This window comes from Flavobacterium piscisymbiosum, from assembly GCF_020905295.1.
Classification (GTDB): Bacteria; Bacteroidota; Bacteroidia; order Flavobacteriales; family Flavobacteriaceae; genus Flavobacterium; species Flavobacterium piscisymbiosum.
In genome coordinates, this window is sequence record NZ_JAJJMM010000001.1 from 3,701,940 (window position 1) to 3,723,863 (window position 21,924).

Consider the following 21,924-nt stretch of genomic DNA (forward strand, 5'->3'; position numbering starts at 1 on the left):
ATACCCTTAAAATGTTAGATAAAATTATACAATTCAGTATAAAGAATAAGTTCGTTATACTGCTATTTACCCTTGTATTAATAGCTTGGGGAAGCTATTCGCTCAAACACTTACCACTGGATGCTTTGCCTGATATTACCAATAATCAGGTACAAATCATCACAACGGCGCCTACTTTGGCCAGTCAGGAAGTCGAACAATTAATCACTTATCCGCTCGAGCAAGCCGTGAAAACAGTTCCGGATATTATAGAACTCCGCAGTATTTCCCGTTTCGGATTATCGGTTGTTACCGTTGTTTTCGAAGACGATGTCGATATTTACTGGGCAAGGGAACAAATTTTTCAACGCTTAAAACAAGCCGAAGAAAACATTCCCGATTATGCAGGATCACCTGAATTAGCGCCTATTACCACAGGTTTAGGCGAAATTTACCAATACGATGTGTATGCCAAAAAAGGTTATGAAAACAAATACGATGCGGTAAAACTAAGAACCATTCAGGATTGGATTATTATTCCGCAATTGCAAGGCGTTAAAGGCGTTGCAGATGTAAGTACCTGGGGAGGAAAGCTAAAACAATACGAAATTGCCGTAAACCCCAATACCCTAAATAGCTTGGGCGTTACGATTACAGAGATTTTTGATGCACTTGAAAAAAACAACCAAAATACAGGCGGTGCTTATATCGAAAAAGACCAATTAGCGTATTTTATTCGCGGTGTCGGGATGGCAAAGGGAATAAATGATCTTGGAAATGTGGTAGTAAAAAACCGAAATGGTTCTCCCGTTTTAGTCCGCGATGTTGCCGAAGTCCGCGAAGGCGTTGCCTTACGTTACGGAGCATCGACCAAAGACGGAAAAGGAGAAATAGTTTCCGGAATGGTCTTGATGTTAAAAGGTGAAAACTCCAGCGCCGTTGTAGATCGAATCAAAGAAAGAATGATTCAGATTAATAAAAGTCTGCCCGAAGGTGTTGTTGCCGAAGCTTTTATTGACAGAGGAAAACTAGTCGATAATGCGATGGGAACCGTTACCAAAAACTTACTAGAAGGAGCTTTGATTGTGATTTTTGTCCTGATTTTATTTCTTGGTAATCTTCGTGCCGGTTTAATTGTAGCTTCGGTAATTCCGTTAGCTATGCTTTTTGCTATTATATTAATGAATGCCTTTGGCGTAAGCGGAAATTTAATGAGTTTGGGCGCAATTGACTTTGGAATCATTGTCGACGGAGCCGTTATTATTGTCGAAGCTACGATGCATCATTTGCAGCAACTGAAACGAAAAAAACAATTATCGCAAAGCGAAATGGATGTTGAAGTCTACAATTCGGCTTCGAAAATCAGAAACAGTGCAGCCTTTGGAGAAATCATCATTCTGATCGTGTATCTGCCAATCCTCGCTTTGATAGGAACCGAAGGAAAAATGTTCAAACCCATGGCAATGACCGTAGGTTTTGCAGTTGCTGGAGCCTTTATCCTTTCGCTGACTTATGTGCCTATGATGAGCGCTTTATTCTTATCGAAAAATACAGAACACAAAGAAAATTTCAGCGACAGAATGATGGCTCGTTTAGAGGCCTTTTATACACCATTACTAGAAAAAGCACTTCAATTTAAAAAGATTGTTCTGGGAATATCAGTTGGTTTATTTGCCTTCGGATTAATTGTCTTTAATAGTATGGGAGGAGAATTTATCCCTACGATCGAAGAAGGCGATTTGGCTATAAATGCCACCATTATGACCGGAAGTTCGCTTACGCAGATGGTAGAAACGACCACAAAATACGAGCAAATATTAAAAGCGAAATTTCCAGAGATCAAAACGATCGTAACCAAAATTGGAAGCGGAGAAATCCCTACAGACCCAATGCCTATTGAAAGCGGGGATTTGATTATTGTTCTAAAAGACAAAAAAGAATGGGGAAGAAAATATCACAATTGGGAAGAATTGGCCAATGCCATGAAAGAAGAAATGGAAGTCATTCCGGGTGCCAATATTGAGATTTCGCAGCCTATACAAATGCGTTTCAACGAATTAATGACCGGAAGCCGAAGTGATATTGCCATCAAAATTTTTGGTGATGATCTGGAAATTCTGGATGCTAAAGCTGCCGAGTTAATTTCGAAGATAAAAAGCATTGAAGGAATTGGAGATTTAAAAGCCGATAAAGTAACCGGTTTACCTCAAATTACGATAAAATACGATTACAATAAAATCGCTTTATACGGATTAAATATTTCTGATATCAACAGAATTATCCGTTCATCATTTGCCGGAGAAAGCGCCGGAAAAATTTACGACGAAAGTAAGAGATTTGATGTTGTAGTGCGAATGAATCAGGACAATCGCGCCGATATTACCGATGTGAGTAATTTGTTTATTCCGCTACCAAATGGGCAACAAGTACCGCTTTCTCAAGTCGCCACAGTAGATTATGAGCAAGGTCCGGTGCAAGTAGTTCGTGAAGACGGAAAACGCAGAATCACGGTTGGATTAAACGTTCGTGGCCGTGATATAAAAAGTGTAGTTGAGGAAATTCAGCAAAAGCTGGATAAGAACTTTAAACTTCCTGCGGGTTATTACGTAACCTACGGCGGACAGTTTGAGAATTTAATAGAAGCTACCAAACGACTTTCGATAGCGTTGCCAATCGCTTTAGGATTAATATTAGTATTGCTTTATTTCACCTTTAAAAGTTTCAAACAAGCAGGATTAATTTTTACCGCCATTCCGTTATCTGCCATTGGTGGTGTTTTTGCCCTCTGGATGCGCGGAATGCCGTTTAGTATTTCGGCAGGAATTGGTTTTATTGCCCTCTTCGGAATCGCGGTTTTAAACGGAATTGTATTGATTTCGTATTTCAATCAGCTTAAAAAAGAAGGAATATTAGATCCGCTGCAAAGAGTTTTAATAGGAACCAAAACCAGATTACGTCCTGTTTTAATGACCGCAGCCGTAGCCTCTTTAGGGTTTTTACCAATGGCATTGTCAACGAGTGGAGGAGCAGAGGTACAAAAACCTTTGGCAACTGTGGTTATTGGAGGACTTTTCTCTGCCACATTATTGACGCTGATCGTTTTACCGATTTTGTATTTAATGCTGGAGAAGTTTAACCGCAAAGAGCGCGAAGATTTACGCGAAGAACGCAATGAAAATTAAAAGATCAAAAAACATGAATTCAATATATAAAATAATCGCAAACCCCTTTGCGAACTTTGCGAAAAACCTTTGCTCCCGATGGCTATCGGGATTGCGGTTAATTGCATTACTATTAGCCACCACGCATATATCAGCACAAGAAAAAATCAGCTTAGAAAAAGCCATAGAACTTGCTAAATCAAACAACATCGACTTAAAAATAGCCGATAAAGAAATAGAAAAGCAAACGGTTCTAAAGAAAACAGCATTTCAGCCCGAACCATTGCAGGTACAATATCAGGGCGGACAATTCAATAGTGCCGATTACGACCACAACGTTTCGGTTCAGCAGTTTTTCCCGATGGGAAGTATCACCAAAGCCAATCGTCAATTGCAGGAAGAATTGGTAAAACTGGCCGAAAAACGAAAAGCTTTATCTGCTTACGAAATTGAAAAAGCCGTTACGTTGTCGTATTACCAATATCTATACGGCGTTTCGATTCAGAAATTGAATTCGGAATTGAATGATATTTATACCAAATTCTTAAAGAATGCCGAACTGCGTTTTCAAACCGGAGAAAGCGGGAATATTGAAGTTATTAGCGCTAAAGCGAAAGTAAAAGAGATCGAAACGCAAAAAGCACAATTAGAATATGATTTGGCGATTTACCAAAAGCAGTTGCAATTTTTTGTTCAGACTAATGAAAACATAGTTCCCGATGACAAAACAGCGTTACAATATACGATGCTAAAAGAAGCAGGAAATTCGAAAGCAGAAGGTCTAATAACCGATTATTACCAACAGCAGATTTCGGTTTCTCAAAAAGAAGCCAATACGTATAAAGCCATGCGAATTCCGAAAATAGGAGTGGGTTATTTTGCCCAAACCATCGACACCAAATCGTTGTATCAGGGATTTACTGCCGGATTGCAAATTCCGTTATTTGGAGGCGTGAATACGGCCAGAGCCCAGGCTTCGGCGATTAGTATTTCGCAATCGCAATTGGCTTTAGATAAAAATAAATTAACGCTCAATCTGCAAAGACAAGAATTAGAAAATAATTTCAAGAAACAGCAAAAAGCATTAGATTATTATCAAAAAGAAGGATTGCAATACGCAGATCAGATCATCAATACGGCACAAAAAAGTTATGCCAATGGCGATATGAGTTATTGGGCGTACATCAGTTTTTTGAATCAGGCAATTGATATTAAAAAGCAATATACAGAAGCAACCCATACTTTTAATCAAAGTGCTATCGAACTTCAATTTCCATCTCTTAAAAATAATTAAAATGAAAAATATAGTTAAAAACTTAACCGCAATCCCGATAGCTATCGGGAGCAAAGTTTTATCGCAAAGGTCGCAAAGTTTAATTTCCTTGCGTGCCTTGCGCTTTTCTGTCTTTGCGTGCCTTGCGGTTATAATAGTAAGTTGCAATGAAAAGAAAGCAGAAGAACCCCAGGAAGAAGAAAGTTCACAAACAGAAGTAGCTTTAAACGAATCTCAATATAAAACTGTCGGGATTGAAACTGGATTTGTAGAAAACAGAAACTTAAATAAAGTCATAAAAGCCAACGGTTATACCACAGTTCCGCCGCAAAACTCTGCCGAAGTTTCGACTTTGATAGGAGGAACCGTGAAGGATATTTTTGTTCTCGAAGGCACTTATGTCAACAAAGGAAAAGTTCTGGCTACGATTCAGAATCTGGAAGTGATCGAAATGCAGGAAGATTATCATTCGGCTACAGCCAATATTGAATATTTGCAATTAGAATACAATCGCCAGAAAACCTTAAGCGATGAAAATGTAAACCCAAGAAAAGTTTTTCAGGAAGTAAAATCAAAATTGGCAGCAGAAAGAGCGAGAGCGCAGGCAGCAAAAAACAAATTGGATGCTTTGCATGTAAGCACAAAAGGAAGTACTTCGCTGGTACCCATTGTAGCGCCAATAAGCGGTTATGTGGGGAACATCAAAATTGCAAAAGGAGCGTACGCACAAACCGGAATCACATTATTTGAAGTGGTTGATAATAGCCAGATGCATTTGGATCTGAATGTGTACGAGAAAGATTTGGGTTCTATCTCGATCGGACAAGTGATTGATTTTGTACTGACAAATCAGTCGAATAAATCGATAAAAGGAAAGATATTCGGAATCAACAAATCATTTTCTAACGAAAGTAAAACCGTTGCCGTTCATGCTAAAATCGAATCAGATGATGCAAAAGGACTGATTCCGGGAATGTATGTTTCGGCCAATATCAATATCATAAATGCCACCGTGCCGGCATTGCCAAAAGATGCCGTAGTGCGAAATGCAGATAAGTATTTTGTTTTTGTTCAGGAAGATGATCATAAAGACGACCATCAACATGAAGAAGGAAAAGAGGAAAAAGGCGCAGTGCACGAAAAGGAAATTCATTTTAAAGCCATTGAAGTAATTCCCGGAACAACAGATTTAGGCTTTACCGAAGTAAAATTTGTAGATAAGATTGATGAGGAAGCTAAGATTGTGACCAAAGGTGCTTTTTATCTGCTTTCGGCCATGAAAGGCGGGGGAGAGCATAGTCACTAATTTTTTTAGGTGCTAAGTTACTAAGATGCTAAGTTTTTTTAGCTTAGCTCCAAAAGCTATTACTTTGCGACTCCTATTGTTTACAAAGTTTTTTAAGTTGATTAATTGTCTAGCCCCTAGCTTTAGCTAGGGGAATTAAAAGAGCTAATAATAATGGCTTTAGCCAAATACACATTTCGGCTAAAGCCTTTCAAATTGGTTTAATGAACCCTCCAGTTAAAACTGGAGGCTATTCAATTTATAGTACTGAAATCAAAAGAAACTTAAAAAACTTTGCGACTCAGCGTCTTTGCGAGATTAAAATAAAACGCTACCTATAAACAATTGACTCAAAATCCGTAAATTTAGAACATATTTAAACAAAGTTTAAAACTTTAAACTTGAAACAAATAAAACTTGAAACTCATTTTATGGAACATATACATACAGAAGAAAAAATAACAAAAAAGAAAACAAAACAATCCGCCTGCTGTTGCTCACATGAGGAACCCGTTCATTCTGATAATGACGGACACGATCACGGAGACGGTCACGATCATGAACATAATGCTGAGGGCGGTTTGTTTAAACTATTTTTACCAGCGATAATCTCGTTTGTTTTATTGCTTATTGGGATTGGGCTTGACAATTATTTCCCGCAGACCTGGTTTACGGGTTATGTTCGAATTGCCTGGTATATCGTGGCTTATTTACCGGTTGGACTTCCGGTTTTGAGAGAAGCGTATGAAAGCATTATAAAAGGCGATGTCTTTTCGGAATTTTTTCTGATGTGTATCGCAACAATAGGCGCTTTTGCAATAGGCGAATACCCCGAAGGTGTTGCCGTAATGTTGTTTTATACTATTGGAGAAAACTTTCAGGGACTGGCGGTAAGCCGTGCCAAATCTAATATTAAAAGTTTATTGGATCAACGTCCGGATGAGGTCAGTATTGTAGAAAATAACATTGCCACAATAATCAAAGCAGCTGATGCAAAGATAGGATCAATAATACAGCTGAAAGCCGGAGAAAAATTAGGTCTTGACGGAGAACTGTTGTCTGATACCGCTTCGTTTAATACCGCAGCATTAACGGGAGAAAGTAAACCGGATACCAAAGTAAAAGGAGAAACTGTTTTGGCGGGAATGATCAACGGAAATACCGTTGCACTGGTAAAAATAACAGTCGCTTATAGTGATAGTAAACTTTCTAAAATTTTAGAAATGGTACAAAACGCAACCACTAAAAAAGCACCTGCCGAATTGTTTATTCGAAAATTTGCCAAGATTTATACGCCAATCGTGGTGTATCTGGCGATTGCGATTTGTGTATTGCCATGGCTTTTTGTAGACAATTATGTCTTTAGTGACTGGTTGTACAGAGCTTTGGTATTCCTGGTAATTTCATGTCCTTGTGCCTTGGTCATCAGTATTCCGTTAGGGTATTTTGGAGGAATTGGCGCGGCGAGTAAAAACGGAATTCTGTTTAAAGGAAGTAATTTTCTCGATAGTATTTCAACCATTCAAAATGTGGTGATGGATAAAACCGGAACCATGACCGAAGGTGTTTTTAAAGTTCAGGAAGTTATTATTCAGGAAGGTTTTGATAAAGTTGAGATTCTGAAACTCGTTAATGTTCTCGAAAGTCAGAGTACACATCCTGTGGCAACGGCAATTCATAATCATGTAGGGAAGATTGATGCTTCAGTCGAATTGAAAAACGTAGAAGAAATTTCCGGACATGGTTTAAAAGCCGAAATCAACGGAAAAGAATTGCATGTGGGGAATTTCAAATTGATGGATAAATTCAACATTTCATATGATATTGATCCAAATTCGGTTGTTTACACCACGATTGCCATTGCATACGATAATAAGTTCGCAGGATATTTGACTATTGCAGATGAAATTAAAGAAGATGCGCAGGAAGCAGTAAGCAAACTAAAAGCATTAGGCGTTAAAGTTACCATGCTAAGCGGTGATAAAACCAATGTAGTGCAATTTGTTGCGGATAAATTAGGCATCGCAAATGCTTTTGGAGATTTGCTTCCGGAAGATAAAGTGAATAAAATCAACGAGATTAAGGCCAAAAACGAAACCGTAGCTTTTGTGGGCGATGGTGTAAATGATGCTCCTGTTATCGCCTTAAGCACCGTAGGTATCGCAATGGGAGGTTTAGGAAGTGATGCCACGATCGAAACGGCCGATGTTGTGATTCAGGATGATAAACCAAGTAAAATTGCGATGGCCATCAATATCGGGAAACAAACCAAAAAAATCGTATGGCAGAATATTACCCTGGCTTTTGTCGTAAAAGCTTTTGTACTGATTTTGGGTGCCGGCGGACTTGCCACAATGTGGGAAGCTGTTTTTGCCGATGTTGGAGTAGCGTTGTTGGCAATATTAAATGCCGTGAGAATTCAGAAAATGAAGTTTTAAATTATTTCATTCAAATAAAACAAAATCCCAATTCATTAATTTTGAATTGGGATTTTCTTATTTATAGAATTATTTCTTCAAATGCGTTGGTACCTGAATTTCTCCATTACCAAAAGACCAATTTTCTAAACCATTATTTTCTAGTAAAACAATGATCACATTACTGATCAAAATTTCGGTCGAAGTCGAAATTCGTGTCGCAATCTGATGGTATAATTTTTTCTTTTGTTCTAATGTTCTTCCTTGTCCTGCCGTGATTTGAACATAAACAATATTTTCAGAATGTGAAATCCCGAGATAAGTTTCAGGATATTTTATCTGATGCGATTCTAATTCTTCAATTACATGAAAATAATCGTCTTTTGGAATATTAAATTCGGCTATTAAAGATTCATGAACAGATTCTGAAATAGTATTTTTTGTTTCTAATGAAAGCTTCTTGGGAAGGCTGATTCTAACGAATGGCATTTTTTTGAAATTTAAATTTTTATAAAAATAAGGAATAGTAAGCGATGGAAATAAGAATCGTATTAAAAATTTAATTCTATTTTATTCCCTTTGTCCTCAATTCTAATGGCTGTTTTATTACTTTCAGAAGGTGTTTGCGTAGGATACCAGTTTCTATTTGGTTTAACCATAATCAATAAACCTTCATCATCACCAACGGCAGCAAAAAGTTCGCTATTGGCATTTTTGCTAAAGAATTCTAAACCGTGTTCTTCGATTAATTGATTCCCTAATGCTAATGGATTTTCATTCACAATCCCTATTTCGCTTATATTTAGAATAGCTTTTGAGCTGAATGCTTCTGTTTGCGCATTATCAAGTTCATGACGGGCAATAAATTCTAATAAATTACCATTATTGTCGTAGAAATAAACCGCATTGGCATTCCAGTTTTCGAAATTGGTAATGACTTTTTGATCTTCAATAAAAATTAAATCTACTTTGCTTTTACACCAATCAATGGCTTCGTCTAACTTGTTTTTCGGAACATTAAAAGCAAAATGATAAATAGATTTAAACTCAGGATTTTCAACGAATTCCAGAACTGAATTACCTGCCTGAATGCTCACCGATTCTTTGGTTTTTTCTATAATAGGAAGATCAAGAATGTCTTTATAAAAAGTGGTAGTTTGTTCTATATTGCTGGATTGAATTTGAATATGCGCTAACTTCATGGTGGTATTTTTTATAAGAAGAAAAAAAGCTTCTTTCGTTTCAAACAAATTTAAGAAATGATGGAAGGACTATGATATACAAGCTATTTTATACTTCAATGGAAGGATAATAAAATATGATTAAAGTTTCTCTTATTGTAATGCCTAATTTTTTAAACACATAGAAACATAGATTTAAAAACAGCAATTTAGATACTTTTAGAAAATCATGATTTTTTCACAAAGTGCTATGAGATTTATTTGTAGCAAAACGTCTTTTTACATTTATTTGAGCTATGTTTCTATGTGTTTAAAAATAAAAAAAGCCCATTTCATAAAAGAAACAGGCTTTGTAGATTTGAAAACTTTGGGGCAATTTACAAATCATTTTATTTCGGCATTGTTGGCGTCATAATTCTTCGTGTTGGCGTACTCAAAGTTTCGATAAAAGCCAAAAGATCGCTGATTTCTTCTTTGTTTAAATTCAGTTTTTTAAGCATAGGATCTGCTTTTGGAATCAGTGAATCTCTTGGCGTTCCCAAATATTTTTTCTGAACAGGAGACGGGTTTCCTAAGTTGTACAATTCTACAACATCCAGTAAAGTCGGGAAATGTCCGTGATGCATCCAGGGTTTTGTATTGGCCACTTCACGTAATGTTGGCGTTCTGAATTTGCCAATGTCTTTTACATCTTGGGTCACATTATAGCGTCCGAAATCTTCATTTTTTGTTCCGAATAAAGTCTGACCGTCATTATGAAACTGATTGTCGCTGAAATAAGGCGTATTATGGCAATTGATGCATTGCGCTTTGGTTCTGAACAAATGCAGTCCTTTTACCTGAGCATCTGTATAGGCTTCAGATTTTCCGCTAATGAAATTATCAAATTTACTTTTTGGGCTATTAATCGATCTTTCGAAAGTTGCAATGGCATATTGTATTCTTTGCAAATTAACTTTTTTGTCTCCAAAAGCATCAGTAAAAAGAGTATTGTAGCCTTTTATTTTAGCGATTTTATCAACGGCAATTGTCAGTTTTTCATTCATTTCAAGCGGATCTCCAATCGGGAATTGTGCCTGATCTTCCAAACTCTTTGCGCGCCCGTCCCAAAATAAAGAAGTAGCATACGCCGAGTTTAAAATCGTCATTGAGTTACGTTTTCCTGTTTGACGATCGTGCCCAAAAGAACGCGTTAAATTATCTGTCCAGCCCAATTCAGGATTATGGCATGAAGCGCAGGCAATTTGTCCGCTAAGAGACAATCTGGGATCGAAAAACAATATTTTACCCAGACTTTCTTTCTCTTTCGAATAGGGGTTATAATCCGGATAAGGAACCGTAGGAAGCACGCCGATATCCTGAAATGTAGCTTTATCGACATTTTCGTGTAATTCTGCTGCGGGCCATTTCGTAGCATCTCCGCTGGAATATAGTTTTCGCAATTCCTGAATGTCTATATAATCAGGCTGTTCAACGCTTTTGTAAGCCGTTAAACTCAGGAGGAATAGGAGTGGGAGGATTAGTTTTTTCAATTTTTTTGTTTTTGTTTGATTTGTTTCAGGTTTCAAGTCTCAGTCTCAGTTTGCGTTTTCAGAAAACTTTGTCAAAGTTTTAAACTTTGACAAAGTTAGTGCGACTGCGACTGCGACTGCGACTGCGACTGCGACTGCGACTGCGACTGCGACTGCGACTGCGACTGCGACTGCGACTTCGACTTCGACTTCGACTTCGACTAAAATCTAAAGCGTAACTTCCTTAGGACAATCTTCGCTTAAAGGAGCAATTTTCGGATAGGTTTTATTGTTATAAATTTTATACTGTCCGGAAACGGTGCCTCCAAAAAGTTTATCATTTGTCAACTTTAATTCAAAAGAAATTTCAAATAAACCTGCGCTTATTTCCTTATATGTTCCATCTCCCGAAATGGCGATGATATAACTGTTTTTGTTCGTTCCGGCAATGGTAATATCCTGAGGAATTACTAAAACTTTACCACTGGTTTTACTGTTTCCGTTATCAGGGAAAAATTCTAATGCTGATGTAATATTAAATCCCGGAGAACTCGCCGATGCTATTGCTTCGTTGGTAAACCATCTTTTTAAATTAAATGAATTGGTTGTTGAAGTTCCTGTAACAACATTAAAACCAATTTTAAAAGCATGGTGATATACATCATCGTTAGGGTTTGCTGTTCCTTTGTCACTGTATAAAATAGCACCATCGGTATCTTTGTTTACTACGACCGGAAAAGTAAAAGCATTAAATGCCTGCCATGCGCAGGTTCCGCTTTTGTCAAACCAGTTTTCGCCATAAGTCAAATAAAACTGATTCGATAAATCATAAAACTTAGAAGCTGGATTGGCCTGAATATCTCTTGGTGATTTTATAGGTTTTGCAATGGTTAATGTAATATTTCCGGTAGCAATATAATTGGTCGTTGTAGCGAGCGATATTTTGGTTTCGTAACGAACATCATCATTTTGAATGTCTTCAAGTAGCGTAAGATGATACGTTATTGAACTTCGGTTATCTCCATAATCGTCATGCGTTAGGGAATATTCAAATCCGTTTACAAACTTGAATATGCTAGTTTCATCAATTTCTGAAGGAACAAATCCGTTAGGGAAATTAACTTTAAAAGTGATCGTTTCGCCCATTTGTCCTTTTATGTTAAAATCTTTTACAGGAAAAGTATAAGGCGTTACCACTTCGCCTAAATTGATTGTGAAAATATCATTTGGAGTAGCTGTATTTAGGTTTCCGATATGAATATTGGAGTCTGATATACTTTCTAGTTTTAATGTAATAGTTTGTTTTTCTTTCCACCTTTTATCAAAAGAAAGATAAATAGTATCTGTTAATTTATTGCCCTGAAATAACAATTCGCTCACAGGTTCTATTGTAAAAGTATCCGGATCACCCGTATTTACCGTACTGAAATTTGCCTTAACAGCGGTTTTTAAAATTGCTGAACTTAGCGTAACAGGAACTTTAAGTGTTTTAACAGACTTATTTTCATATACAGCTGACGGAATAATAGTAGTACTCACCGCCGGATATTCTAATGGAGTTCCGGCATCATTTGCCATGAAATTGAAGCGGATAAAAGGCTCGATATTTTTAGACTCTAATTTGTAATCATCTTTCGAACAAGATGAAAATAATAGCGAAACTATACTTAATGCAGATATAATTTTAATAGGATTCATTTTGTTTTAAGTTTGAGTTAAGGTTTAAATTTCGAAGTGGTATTGGCAAAACATATTTTGGAGATGGGTAGGTAAGACTGCAAATCAGTGAAATACAACCATCGTTGCGGGAAACATCTTTTTTATTTCGGGCAAGATCACAAAACAAATGTCCTTCAAAACAAAGTTCTTTTCTGCGTTCTAAAAATAAGGCATCTGCAATGTTATTAGTATCAGTAAGTAAGGTCGCTTTTGCTCTGGATCTAATCGTATTAATATCTGTTTTGGCCTGTTCCGGATTATCAAGTCCAAGAGCAGCTTCGGCACGAATTAAATACTGTTCACTTAATCGAAAAGCTACATATCCCGGATTGTTTTGAAATTTTTTCGTAAAATTATAATTAAGTGTAACCGATTCTAGATCGACAATTGTAACAAGTGGTCTTACTAAAAACAATTGTTTTCTGATGTCGTCATTTTCGTATAGATTTACTAAATCCATAGAGGCAACATAATTGCCATAGTTTGAATTGGAAGTATATCCGTAGAAGGTAGACATTGAAAGACTTGAATTTCCTTCATCGTTTCTTGGAATAGAAAATTCTAATAAAATTTCTGAAACCGGAAGATCAGTTTGTTCCCATTGCGCGATATAATTGTCTGAACTTACTAAAGTAACACCCGAGTTTGCAATAATATCGCTGGAGGTATCATAAGCATTTTTCCAGTCTTTTTTATATAAATACACCCTTGCCAATAAAGCTTTGGCACTAGTTTTATTAAAATAAGAATAAGCAGGCCCGCTAAGTAAAGCAGTATCAGAATATAGATTTAATGCCGTTGTAATATCATCAATAATAAAAGCATAGGTATCAGCAACTGTTTCTCTCGAAGGATAAGTAAGTTTTTCGTTTACGGAAGCTTTGCTGTAAACAATTCCAGGATGAGAAGCATCTGCAGTATAACTGTAATTTTGACTGAATAATTCGCTCAGTAAAAAATGCGCATAAGCCCTGATAGTCAAAGCTTCTGCTTTTATTTGGTTTTTTTCTGCATCGGTTGCATCAGGCAGTGCATCTGTAAATTCTAAAAACAAATTAGTCTGATTGATAACATCATAACAGCTTGCATAAAATGAAGATACATTCGAAGCATCAGACCGATCACCAAAGGCGTAAATTCCTGCAACGCTGTCTGGATTAGCAATTAAACCTTTTGAAGCTCCCGTTTTTAATGAAGGTGAAAACTTTAAATTTCCGCCTTGTAAGTCGGCATAAACGGTAAACGGTTCAGTTCGAACGACAGCTTCAAGTTTGCCATAAAGTCCTTTTAAGGCTTGCAAAACGCCTTGCTTATCTTTCAATTGCTCTGTGATCGAAGTTTGAGTACCAGGTTCCTGTTCCAGAAAATCACTACAGCTTTGCAACAGTAAAAGAGATGCGAAAAGCAAAGTAAATTTAAGCTGAATTGTATTTTTAAAATGTCTCATTTTTTAAAATTTTGTATTAATTCCTAATGAAATGGTTCTGGCTTGCGGATAGTTAAAGCTTAATTCTTTAATTCCGTTCATGCCTGACGGACTTTTTTCTTTGTACCAGTAAAAGGCATTAGAAACATCGCCAAAAATGACCAGACTATCCAGGAAAGTATTTTTGATAGGTACATTATAACTCAGGTTGATATTACTAATTTTAAAGTAAGTCGCATCATATACATATTTACTTAAGTTAGGTAAAAGTGTGTTTCTGCTTGGTGCCGGCTGCGAAACAATATCGCCAGGGTTTCTCCAGTAATCATATGCATTTACAGACATATTTCGATTAGAAAGATTATTATATTTTGAAATAATTTCATCTGAAATTAACTTGTCACCTCCCAATTGAAAAGCACCTGTAATAGTTAAACTAATGCTATTATTAAAAGAGAAACTGTTGCTGAAACCTCCAAATGCTTTTGGTTGCAAATCTCCAATAGGTTCCCAATCGCTCTCATTAAATAAACTTTTATAAGTAACAGCATCATAAATCTGTCCGTTTTTTCTAATTAAATCGCGTCCTGTTCCAGGATCAATACCAGCCCACTGCACTCCCCAGATTGTGGTTGTACTGTAACCAATTTTTTGAGCAAGAGCAATATTAGCTATAGAATAATCACTTCCTAAACCTATTAAATCAGTGACTTTATTGTCGACGGTTGAGATATTGAATGTCGATGTCCATTTGAATTTTCCTTTTTGAAACCATTTTATTGCGGCAGTCAATTCAAAACCTTTATTGTACATACTTGCAGCATTTAGCTGCATTGAGCCGTAACCTGTTTCGGTAGGGATTTCCCGGCTTGTAATCAGGTCGTTTAAGTCATCATAATAATATTCTAATGATAATTGTACGGCATTAAATACATTAAAGTCGATTCCTGCATTGAACTTTTTGTTTTTCTCCCAGCTTAAATTTCCGTTAGGAGAAGCACTAGGCGTTGCATACGATCCGCCATTATATCCGTTCTGAAGAACATTGTATAATCCTTTGGCGCGATAAGAACCAATTCTTGAATTTCCGGTAGAACCGTAGCTTACTTTTAGTTTAAGGAAATCAATCCACGAAGAGTTATTTAAGAAATTTTCATTAGAAAGAATCCAGGCCAAACCTGCGCCGCTGTTTAAAGCTACGTTAGTATCATCTCCAAAAACAGAACTTTCATCACGTCGAATATTTGCTAAAACATAGTATCTCTTTTTATAATTATAGTTAATCTGTCCAAAGAAAGAAACTCGTGAATTATAATTGATATCGCTTTTGTAGGTCTGCCTTCCGTAAGTTTCGTCAATTATAGTATTGGGATTATCGTCCTGAATGGCATCTTCGATATTATTAATTACGTTAGGGTTTTTAAATCCTGTTGCAGAAGCAGAGTTAAAATTGGTTTTTTCATCAGAAAGCTCAAATCCCACAACACCATCAATACTATTATTTTTATTGATTTCTTTATTGAACAACATATTTCCCTGCCAGTTCCATTTGGTCGAGTTTCGTTTATTGAACAATCTTCTTCCGTAGTTAGGATAATTAATTTTGTCTAAAACAAAGCTCCCATTAAGTTGTCCGCTTTCATTCTCACCAGAGAAATAACGATCTTGTACTTTATCCAGATAATCTATACCAAATAAAGTAGTAAATCTAATGTTTTTATTAAGTTCATATCCCAAATTCAAACTTCCTAAGATAGCTTTAGAGTCGGTTTCATTTTTATTTTGTTCAATAGCAGCGAGAGGATTTCCTCCGGTTGAACCAATTAAACCCAATTTAGAATACGTTCCGTCTGGGTTGTAAGGAGCAATAGTTGGCAGATAGGCAAAATCATAATAAATATTTGGCGCATCTTTTTTGACATAACTTGGGTTAAAAGATAAATTGATATCCCATTTAGAATGTTTGTACCCTATATTAAGTCCACCGTTTAACTGTTTTGTTGTATTGCCTAACTGAGGTTCATCAATTTTCAAATACGTAATATTAGTACGATATGTAATTTTTGAAGTTCCTCCCGAAACGCTAAAATTATATTTATTATAGATTCCAGAATTGTTTAAAAGATCAAACCAATTGGTATTCACTCCGTTGTAAGGAGTAGGAACGTAGTCAGCTGTTGTACTGGCATTAAAAGCATTGTTTATTTCATTGTACTGCTCTCCGTTCAGGTATTTAATTTGATTGATCGCAGTAGAAACCCCAAGCTGATTTGAAAATTGAAACTTAGCTTTTCCTTGTTTTCCTTTTTTGGTTGTAATCAAAATAACACCATTTGCTCCGTCGGCCCCGTAAATACCAACTGCTGCAGCATCTTTAAGGACCGTAAAACTTTCGATATTATCAGGAGAAATAAAAGCGAGTGGGTTAGATAAATTTTCTCCAAGGCCACCTCTTCCATCAAAAGCCTCGTTGTCTATTCCTTTTTGTTCATTCATAATCACGCCATCCACAATAATTAAAGGCTGAGTTGAAGTTCCTAATAAACTTCCGTTTAAAGGTTTCAAGGTTCCCTGACCACGAATATTTATTTTTACAGGACCGCTAATTCCGGAAGTATTCTCGATTAAAACACCTGCAACTTGCCCTTCAAGCATTTTGTCTATACTTTCAGAAGCCTGCTGAACCGGAATATCTTTGGCATTTATGGTCGAAATACTTCCCACAATTTCCTCTTTCATCTTTTTCGTTCCATAAGATGAAGTAATGACTACCTGACTCAATTCGTCTGTGAATTCTTCAAGGTAAAAAGTAAATTCTTTTTTATTATCTGCTTTTACAGATTGAGAAATCATTCCTAAAAATCCAGCTTCAAGCACCAGATTATTGATGTCATTTCCTTTTAGCTGATATACAAATTTTCCGTTAAAATCAGTTATAGCGCCCATTCCGGTTCCTTTTATGCGAATCGTCGCGCCGGGAAGCGGTTGTTTGTCTTTGGCAGTGTAAACCGTTCCGCTAATGAATCTTTCTTTTTCATCAGAAGATGTCGCAGTTGTTGTGGCAGGAGCAGCGTTCGTTAATAAAACCTGTTTTTTCTGGATGTAAAACGAAATATTTTTACCGGCAAATAGTTGCGTTAGAGCAGTTTCTAAACTCACATTCTGAACATTGATATCTGCCAGTTGCTCAGCATCAATTTTTCGGGCGTTATAAATAATCCTAAAATCGGTTTGTTCTTCAATAGCTTTAATAATCAAACTAATAGGTTTGTTTTTTAGCTGCAAAGTGATGTTTTTATTCTGAGAAAAACCTTTAAAACTGGATAAAAGCAAGGCTAGGAAAAATAGAATTTTCCTTAAATCGTGTATCGTAAAAGTCATGTTTATTTAGTTATCGAAGATTGGTAATGGTTATCGTATTTCCTTTAACGGAATAATTAAATGGCGTGTCACGTTTTAGAAGTTCTAAAATGTTTTCGACACTGGATTCGCTAATTTTAATCGTTCCTGTAAAATTCTGTTTGGCCAAAACAGCATTTTCATTGATAATTTCAACGTCGTAGGTACGCTGAATTATTTTAGCGATAGTAGAGAATGGGGTATCTTTAAAAGCAAGTTCACCTTTTGTCCAAGCCGAATAAAAGCCTGGGTCAACTTCTTTTGTTGTAATTTTTTTGGAGTTATTGTTCCAGGTTGCCATTTGATTGGGTTGAAGCAAAACCGCATTTATTTTGTTGTCGACTTCATACATCTCAATGCTTCCTTCGACCAAAGTACCATTTACAGTTGGGTTTTCAGGATAAGCACTTACATTGAATTTCGTTCCCAGAACTTCAATATCAACCTGATTGGCGTTTACAATAAAAGGATGCTGTTTGTCTTTGGCGACTTCAAAAAAAGCTTCACCGGTTAAGTACACATTTCTTTTTCCGTTAATGCCAAATTGTTCCGGATATTTTAAAGTTGTTCCTGAATTTAAACTCACAACAGTTCCGTCAGAAAGGGTAAGTTTAAATTTTTTCCCGTAAGGAACTTTTAGCGTATTGTAAACCACTTCCTGATCCTGAACTTTTCCAAAATAAATAATTTGGTTTGGAAATTTCTTCGCAATCAAATCGCCTTTGTCGTTTACTAATTTCGTTTGGTTGTCTTTCGTAATATATTCAGAGCGGCCATCGGCTAATTCTAAAACAATTTCTTTTGATGATTTTGTTTTCTGATTAAAATCGAAAGCCAGTTTTCCTAAACCAAATAAAAACAAAAATACAGCGGCATATTTCAAATACTGAATGGCTTTCTTTTTAGGCTGAACAGCAATTACCGGAGTTGATGCTGTCGAAATATCTTCAGAAAGTGCTGTTAATGCCCAAGTTTTCTTTAGCGTAATAAAATGCTTTTTATTTTCTTCCGAAGCATCAATCCATTCAAACAGCATTTGAACTTCTTGTTCTGAAGCTTCGTTCGAAAGGTATTTATAAATGATTTCCGATGTCATATTTAAGTTTTTGAACTTCTCGTTTTAGTAAGTACACTTCAGAAATAAAATACCCTACCTTTTATTTTTAATTATTACAAATAAGGATAAAAATTAAGAACAGATAATCTGATAATTTGGTTTTTAAAATCTTCAAAGCCTTTGTCATATGGGCTTCTACAGCTTTTAAGGTTACTTGCATTTCTTCGGCGATTTCTGCATTTTTTTTATTCTCGAAACGTTTTTTTATAAAAACTTCGCGGGTTTTGGGCGGAAGATCGCTTATCGATTCCTGAATTAAACGTTCAAGTTCGGTCAATTCTAAAGTATCAAACTGCACGGAGTTTAAGATTTCGATATCCAGTTCTCTTTCTTTTTGGTTTAAAACTTCACTTTTGAATTTATCCTTTACCTTATTATGACGAATCATATTCAGGCATTTCGATTTGGCATAAGTATATAAAAAAGATTGTATACCATTTAGCGATTCGACAGTTTCCTTATTTTGCCACAAATACACAAGAGCTTCCTGCGCCAGATTTTCAGCTTCATCTTTATCATAAATAAACTGAATACTAAAAGCGGTGATTCTGCGAAAGTATTTATCGTAAAAATAAGTGAAAGCAGTTTCGTCTCCTTCTTTGAAAGATTCAAAAAGATGTAGTTCGAAACTGGTATTATTGTTCATTATAAGAGAATCACTTTTTAGAAAGCAATATAGGCAATTTAATAAAAAGACCTTTTTTGCACAGAAAGCGGCAAATATAAAAGTTTATTTATATTAATTCTAAATAAAATTCAAATAAACATCGTTTCAAAAAATATTATTCAGAATAAGTGTAAAAAACTCGTTTATCTTATAAGTTATAAGTAAGTTTAATGTTGCTGCGCGTTTGTTTTAACCATATAAGTTATATAAGTAAATGTAAGCTTTGTGTATTTTGAAGCGTAGAATGTCATATAAGTAATAATCATTGTTGATGAAGTTGAAATAAATAATGAATATGAAAGCCTTAGCAAAGAGAAAAATATCGCAGAGAACGCTATTTTTTTTATTATTCTTAGCTTTTACAAAAAAGTAAAGTTCGCAAAGCTTTCGATTTAGCTTTGCGGACTCCTATGTACTTTTAAAAGAATTCTTTGATGAAAAATCTTTGCGTTCTCTGCGTTAATAATAATTGGGAAATTTAATTTTTATATTTCTCCACAATATTTAACGTCGATTTGTAAAAATATACAACACAACCTTAATATGAACTTATATAACTTATATGGTGGAAAAAAAACTTTTTATTCATAGTGCGAAATTGTGCGAAACAACTCTAATATGTACTTATTTAACTCAGATGTTGAATTTTTTTTCACTCAACTATTGGTAACTAAATTATAATTTGTATCATTGTAGTATAGAATAGTATAATAACTTAAATTTTTATTTAATGAAACAATATCCTTTCCTACTAAAGAGCTTGTTTATGTCCGTTTTACTAACGGTATTTTTTTGCATTCCGGCTTTGGCACAAAAAAGTATTAAAATGACATTTGGCAAAAGCGGCATAATTACTTATGATGTAAAACAGAAAACAATTGCTGTTACTCAACACGGGGTAAATGTGTTTAGCGGAGCAAAAACTGCTGTAGTAGTAAATGGAAAAACAATTGCAGCAAGTTTATATCCTGATGCTGTTTTTGCGAAAGAAACAATTAATGATGATTTGGGAAAAGGACTAAAATATACACTTACTTATAAAGAAAATAGCAAGCCTACAGTAGTCCAAAGTTTTTTAACTTATAACAATAAGGGCTATTTTATAACTCAAATAGAAATTTTAGGCAACGGACAAAAAGTAGCAACCAATTATATTGCGCCATTAGATTTAGGAAAAATAGCTTTCGATAAAATAGAAAATCTGCAAACGGTTTTTGTTCCTTATGATAATGATGCCTTCATCAGTTACAATTCTAAAAAATTAGATACAATCGCTCAAAATACAAGTGGTGAGGTTGGAATTATTTTCAATAACAAATCCCGTAACGGTTTTATTGTAGGTTCGCTTGAACATACAGTTTGGAAAAGTGCCGTAAAAACCATCAATCAAAACAAACAAGCTTCGTTTTCTGCCTGGGCTGGATATTCAGAGAAAGAAAATACGCGAGATAGTATTGCGCATGGTATTGTAAAAGGCGATAGAGTAGCTTCTCCAAAATTTTTCGTGGGTTATTATTCAGACTGGAGAAATGGGATGGAAGAATATGCAAAAACCAATCGTATCGTAGAGAAACCCTATGTTTTTGCCTGGGACAAACCAACTCCGGTAGGCTGGAACAGTTGGGGAGTTTTGATGGAGAAAATCAATTTTGAAAACACAACGAAAGTGGCAGATTTCTTTACTAATTCGGTTCCGGAATTTCGTGTTGGTAATACCGCTTATATCGACCTTGATTCGTTTTGGGACAATATGGTAAAAGGTGGTTTTACCGGAGATTTTAGTAAACTAAAAGAATTTGCTGATTATTGTAAAAAGAAAGGTTTAGAACCGGGAGCCTATTGGGCACCTTTTACAGATTGGGGCTGGAAAGATGGTCCTAACCGTAAAGCCGAAGGAAGCGATTATACGTTTGGCGAAATGTGGACGAAAACCGGAAATACTTATTTTGATTTTGATGGTGCACGTGCTATCGATCCTACACATCCGGGAACGCTTAAACGTGTTGATTATGTGATCAATAAACTAAAAGAATGCGGTTTTAAAATGATTAAAATCGACTTTTTAGGACACGCTGCCGCGGAATCTACTTCGTTTTACGATAAGGATGTAACGACAGGAATGCAGGCTTACAAAGTAGGAATGGAACATTTAGTCAATACTTTAGACGGAAAAATGTTGATTTATGCTGCGATTTCTCCCAATATGGCCACTTCACGTTACGCACACGTTCGTCGTATTGCGTGCGATGCCTGGAAAACGATCGAGCAAACACAATACACCTTAAATAGTGTCAATTATGGTTGGTGGCAAACGTATTCATACGATTATATCGATGCAGATCACGTGGTTTTTGCAGATGTTACAGAAGGAGAAAACCGTGCGAGATTAATTTCGTCTGTTATTACAGGTACTTTAATTACGGGAGACGATTACAGTAAAGACGGAATCTGGAGCAAACGTGCAAAAGAATGGCTTCAGAATAAAGAGATGCTTAAAATTGTCGAAAATGGAGTAGCATTCCGTCCTGTAGAAGGAAATACAGGAAAATTAACCACCGAAGTTTTCGAACAAAAAATTGGCAACAATTGGTATATAGCTGTTTTGAATTACGGAAATATGCCTAAAAACTATGCACTTCCTTTAGAAAGATTAGGCGTGAAAAAGGGCAACTATAAATTGCAGGATGTTTTTACCGCTCAAAATATCGACGTAAAAAACAACAGTATCAATTTAAGTATTGGTTCTAAAGATGCTCGTTTATTTAAAATTGTAAATCGTTAACTTAATG

Annotated in this window: 13 protein-coding genes; 5 read left to right on the plus strand and 8 right to left on the minus strand. The window is 35.8% G+C overall.

Annotation, left to right across the window (positions count from 1 at the left end):
* Positions 1 to 11: 11 nt before the first annotated feature.
* The 4 genes from LNP81_RS16175 (at position 12) to LNP81_RS16190 (ending at position 8,136) form a co-directional block, all read left to right on the plus strand.
* Positions 12 to 3,161 carry an efflux RND transporter permease subunit gene (locus LNP81_RS16175; RefSeq protein WP_230037570.1) on the plus strand — a complete coding sequence of 1,050 codons (3,150 nt, stop codon included), beginning with the start codon at positions 12 to 14 and terminating at the stop codon, positions 3,159 to 3,161.
* A gap of 13 nt (positions 3,162 to 3,174) precedes the next feature.
* Entirely contained in the window at positions 3,175 to 4,434 is a 1,260-nt protein-coding gene (locus LNP81_RS16180; RefSeq protein ID WP_230037572.1) for a TolC family protein, read from the plus strand.
* Position 4,435: 1 nt separating this feature from the next.
* Complete coding sequence (locus LNP81_RS16185) at positions 4,436 to 5,719, plus strand: efflux RND transporter periplasmic adaptor subunit (RefSeq protein WP_230037574.1); 1,284 nt, start codon at positions 4,436 to 4,438, stop codon at positions 5,717 to 5,719.
* A gap of 410 nt (positions 5,720 to 6,129) precedes the next feature.
* Positions 6,130 to 8,136 carry a heavy metal translocating P-type ATPase gene (locus tag LNP81_RS16190; RefSeq protein ID WP_230037575.1) on the plus strand — a complete coding sequence of 669 codons (2,007 nt, stop codon included), beginning with the start codon at positions 6,130 to 6,132 and terminating at the stop codon, positions 8,134 to 8,136.
* Positions 8,137 to 8,205: 69 nt separating this feature from the next.
* Here LNP81_RS16190 and LNP81_RS16195 read toward each other — a convergent pair whose 3' ends face one another.
* The 8 genes from LNP81_RS16195 to LNP81_RS16230 form a co-directional block, all read right to left on the minus strand.
* Positions 8,206 to 8,604, minus strand: a complete 399-nt coding sequence (locus LNP81_RS16195) for a tautomerase family protein (RefSeq protein ID WP_230037577.1) — start codon at positions 8,602 to 8,604, stop codon at positions 8,206 to 8,208.
* A 62-nt stretch (positions 8,605 to 8,666) separates the two neighbouring features.
* Positions 8,667 to 9,317, minus strand: a complete 651-nt coding sequence (locus LNP81_RS16200; RefSeq protein WP_230037579.1) for a VOC family protein — start codon at positions 9,315 to 9,317, stop codon at positions 8,667 to 8,669.
* 368 nt (positions 9,318 to 9,685) lie between these two features.
* Positions 9,686 to 10,828 (minus strand): cytochrome-c peroxidase, encoded by a 1,143-nt coding sequence (locus LNP81_RS16205; protein WP_230037581.1) that lies wholly within the window; start codon positions 10,826 to 10,828, stop codon positions 9,686 to 9,688.
* Between the two features lie 207 nt (positions 10,829 to 11,035).
* Complete coding sequence (locus LNP81_RS16210) at positions 11,036 to 12,505, minus strand: hypothetical protein (RefSeq protein WP_230037583.1); 1,470 nt, start codon at positions 12,503 to 12,505, stop codon at positions 11,036 to 11,038.
* Positions 12,492 to 13,973, minus strand: coding sequence for a RagB/SusD family nutrient uptake outer membrane protein (locus tag LNP81_RS16215; protein WP_230037585.1), 1,482 nt, complete (start codon positions 13,971 to 13,973; stop codon positions 12,492 to 12,494). The genes LNP81_RS16210 and LNP81_RS16215 overlap by 14 nt, the downstream gene beginning before the upstream one ends.
* 3 nt (positions 13,974 to 13,976) lie before the next feature.
* A complete protein-coding gene (locus LNP81_RS16220) occupies positions 13,977 to 17,333 on the minus strand; it encodes a SusC/RagA family TonB-linked outer membrane protein (RefSeq protein WP_230037587.1) in 3,357 nt (1,118 codons plus the stop codon).
* Between the two features lie 10 nt (positions 17,334 to 17,343).
* Complete coding sequence (locus tag LNP81_RS16225) at positions 17,344 to 18,447, minus strand: FecR family protein (protein ID WP_230037589.1); 1,104 nt, start codon at positions 18,445 to 18,447, stop codon at positions 17,344 to 17,346.
* 67 nt (positions 18,448 to 18,514) lie between these two features.
* Positions 18,515 to 19,114 carry an RNA polymerase sigma-70 factor gene (locus tag LNP81_RS16230; protein ID WP_230037592.1) on the minus strand — a complete coding sequence of 200 codons (600 nt, stop codon included), beginning with the start codon at positions 19,112 to 19,114 and terminating at the stop codon, positions 18,515 to 18,517.
* Between the two features lie 787 nt (positions 19,115 to 19,901).
* On the opposite strand from LNP81_RS16230, the gene LNP81_RS16235 reads away from it, so the two are divergent.
* On the plus strand, positions 19,902 to 21,917 hold the full coding sequence (locus LNP81_RS16235; protein WP_230037594.1) for an alpha-amylase family protein: 2,016 nt from the start codon (positions 19,902 to 19,904) through the stop codon (positions 21,915 to 21,917).
* Positions 21,918 to 21,924: the final 7 nt, after the last annotated feature.

Bases quoted from the DNA above. Each gene is read 5' to 3' on its own strand.
- LNP81_RS16175 (WP_230037570.1), top strand. From the start codon at position 12: ATGTTAGATAAAATTATACAATTCAGTATAAAGAATAAGTTCGTTATA.
- LNP81_RS16180 (WP_230037572.1), top strand. From the start codon at position 3,175: ATGAATTCAATATATAAAATAATCGCAAACCCCTTTGCGAACTTTGCG.
- LNP81_RS16185 (WP_230037574.1), top strand. From the start codon at position 4,436: ATGAAAAATATAGTTAAAAACTTAACCGCAATCCCGATAGCTATCGGG.
- LNP81_RS16190 (WP_230037575.1), top strand. From the start codon at position 6,130: ATGGAACATATACATACAGAAGAAAAAATAACAAAAAAGAAAACAAAA.
- LNP81_RS16195 (WP_230037577.1), bottom strand. From the start codon at position 8,604: ATGCCATTCGTTAGAATCAGCCTTCCCAAGAAGCTTTCATTAGAAACA.
- LNP81_RS16200 (WP_230037579.1), bottom strand. From the start codon at position 9,317: ATGAAGTTAGCGCATATTCAAATTCAATCCAGCAATATAGAACAAACT.
- LNP81_RS16210 (WP_230037583.1), bottom strand. From the start codon at position 12,505: ATGAATCCTATTAAAATTATATCTGCATTAAGTATAGTTTCGCTATTA.
- LNP81_RS16215 (WP_230037585.1), bottom strand. From the start codon at position 13,973: ATGAGACATTTTAAAAATACAATTCAGCTTAAATTTACTTTGCTTTTC.
- LNP81_RS16220 (WP_230037587.1), bottom strand. From the start codon at position 17,333: ATGACTTTTACGATACACGATTTAAGGAAAATTCTATTTTTCCTAGCC.
- LNP81_RS16225 (WP_230037589.1), bottom strand. From the start codon at position 18,447: ATGACATCGGAAATCATTTATAAATACCTTTCGAACGAAGCTTCAGAA.
- LNP81_RS16230 (WP_230037592.1), bottom strand. From the start codon at position 19,114: ATGAACAATAATACCAGTTTCGAACTACATCTTTTTGAATCTTTCAAA.
- LNP81_RS16235 (WP_230037594.1), top strand. From the start codon at position 19,902: ATGTCCGTTTTACTAACGGTATTTTTTTGCATTCCGGCTTTGGCACAA.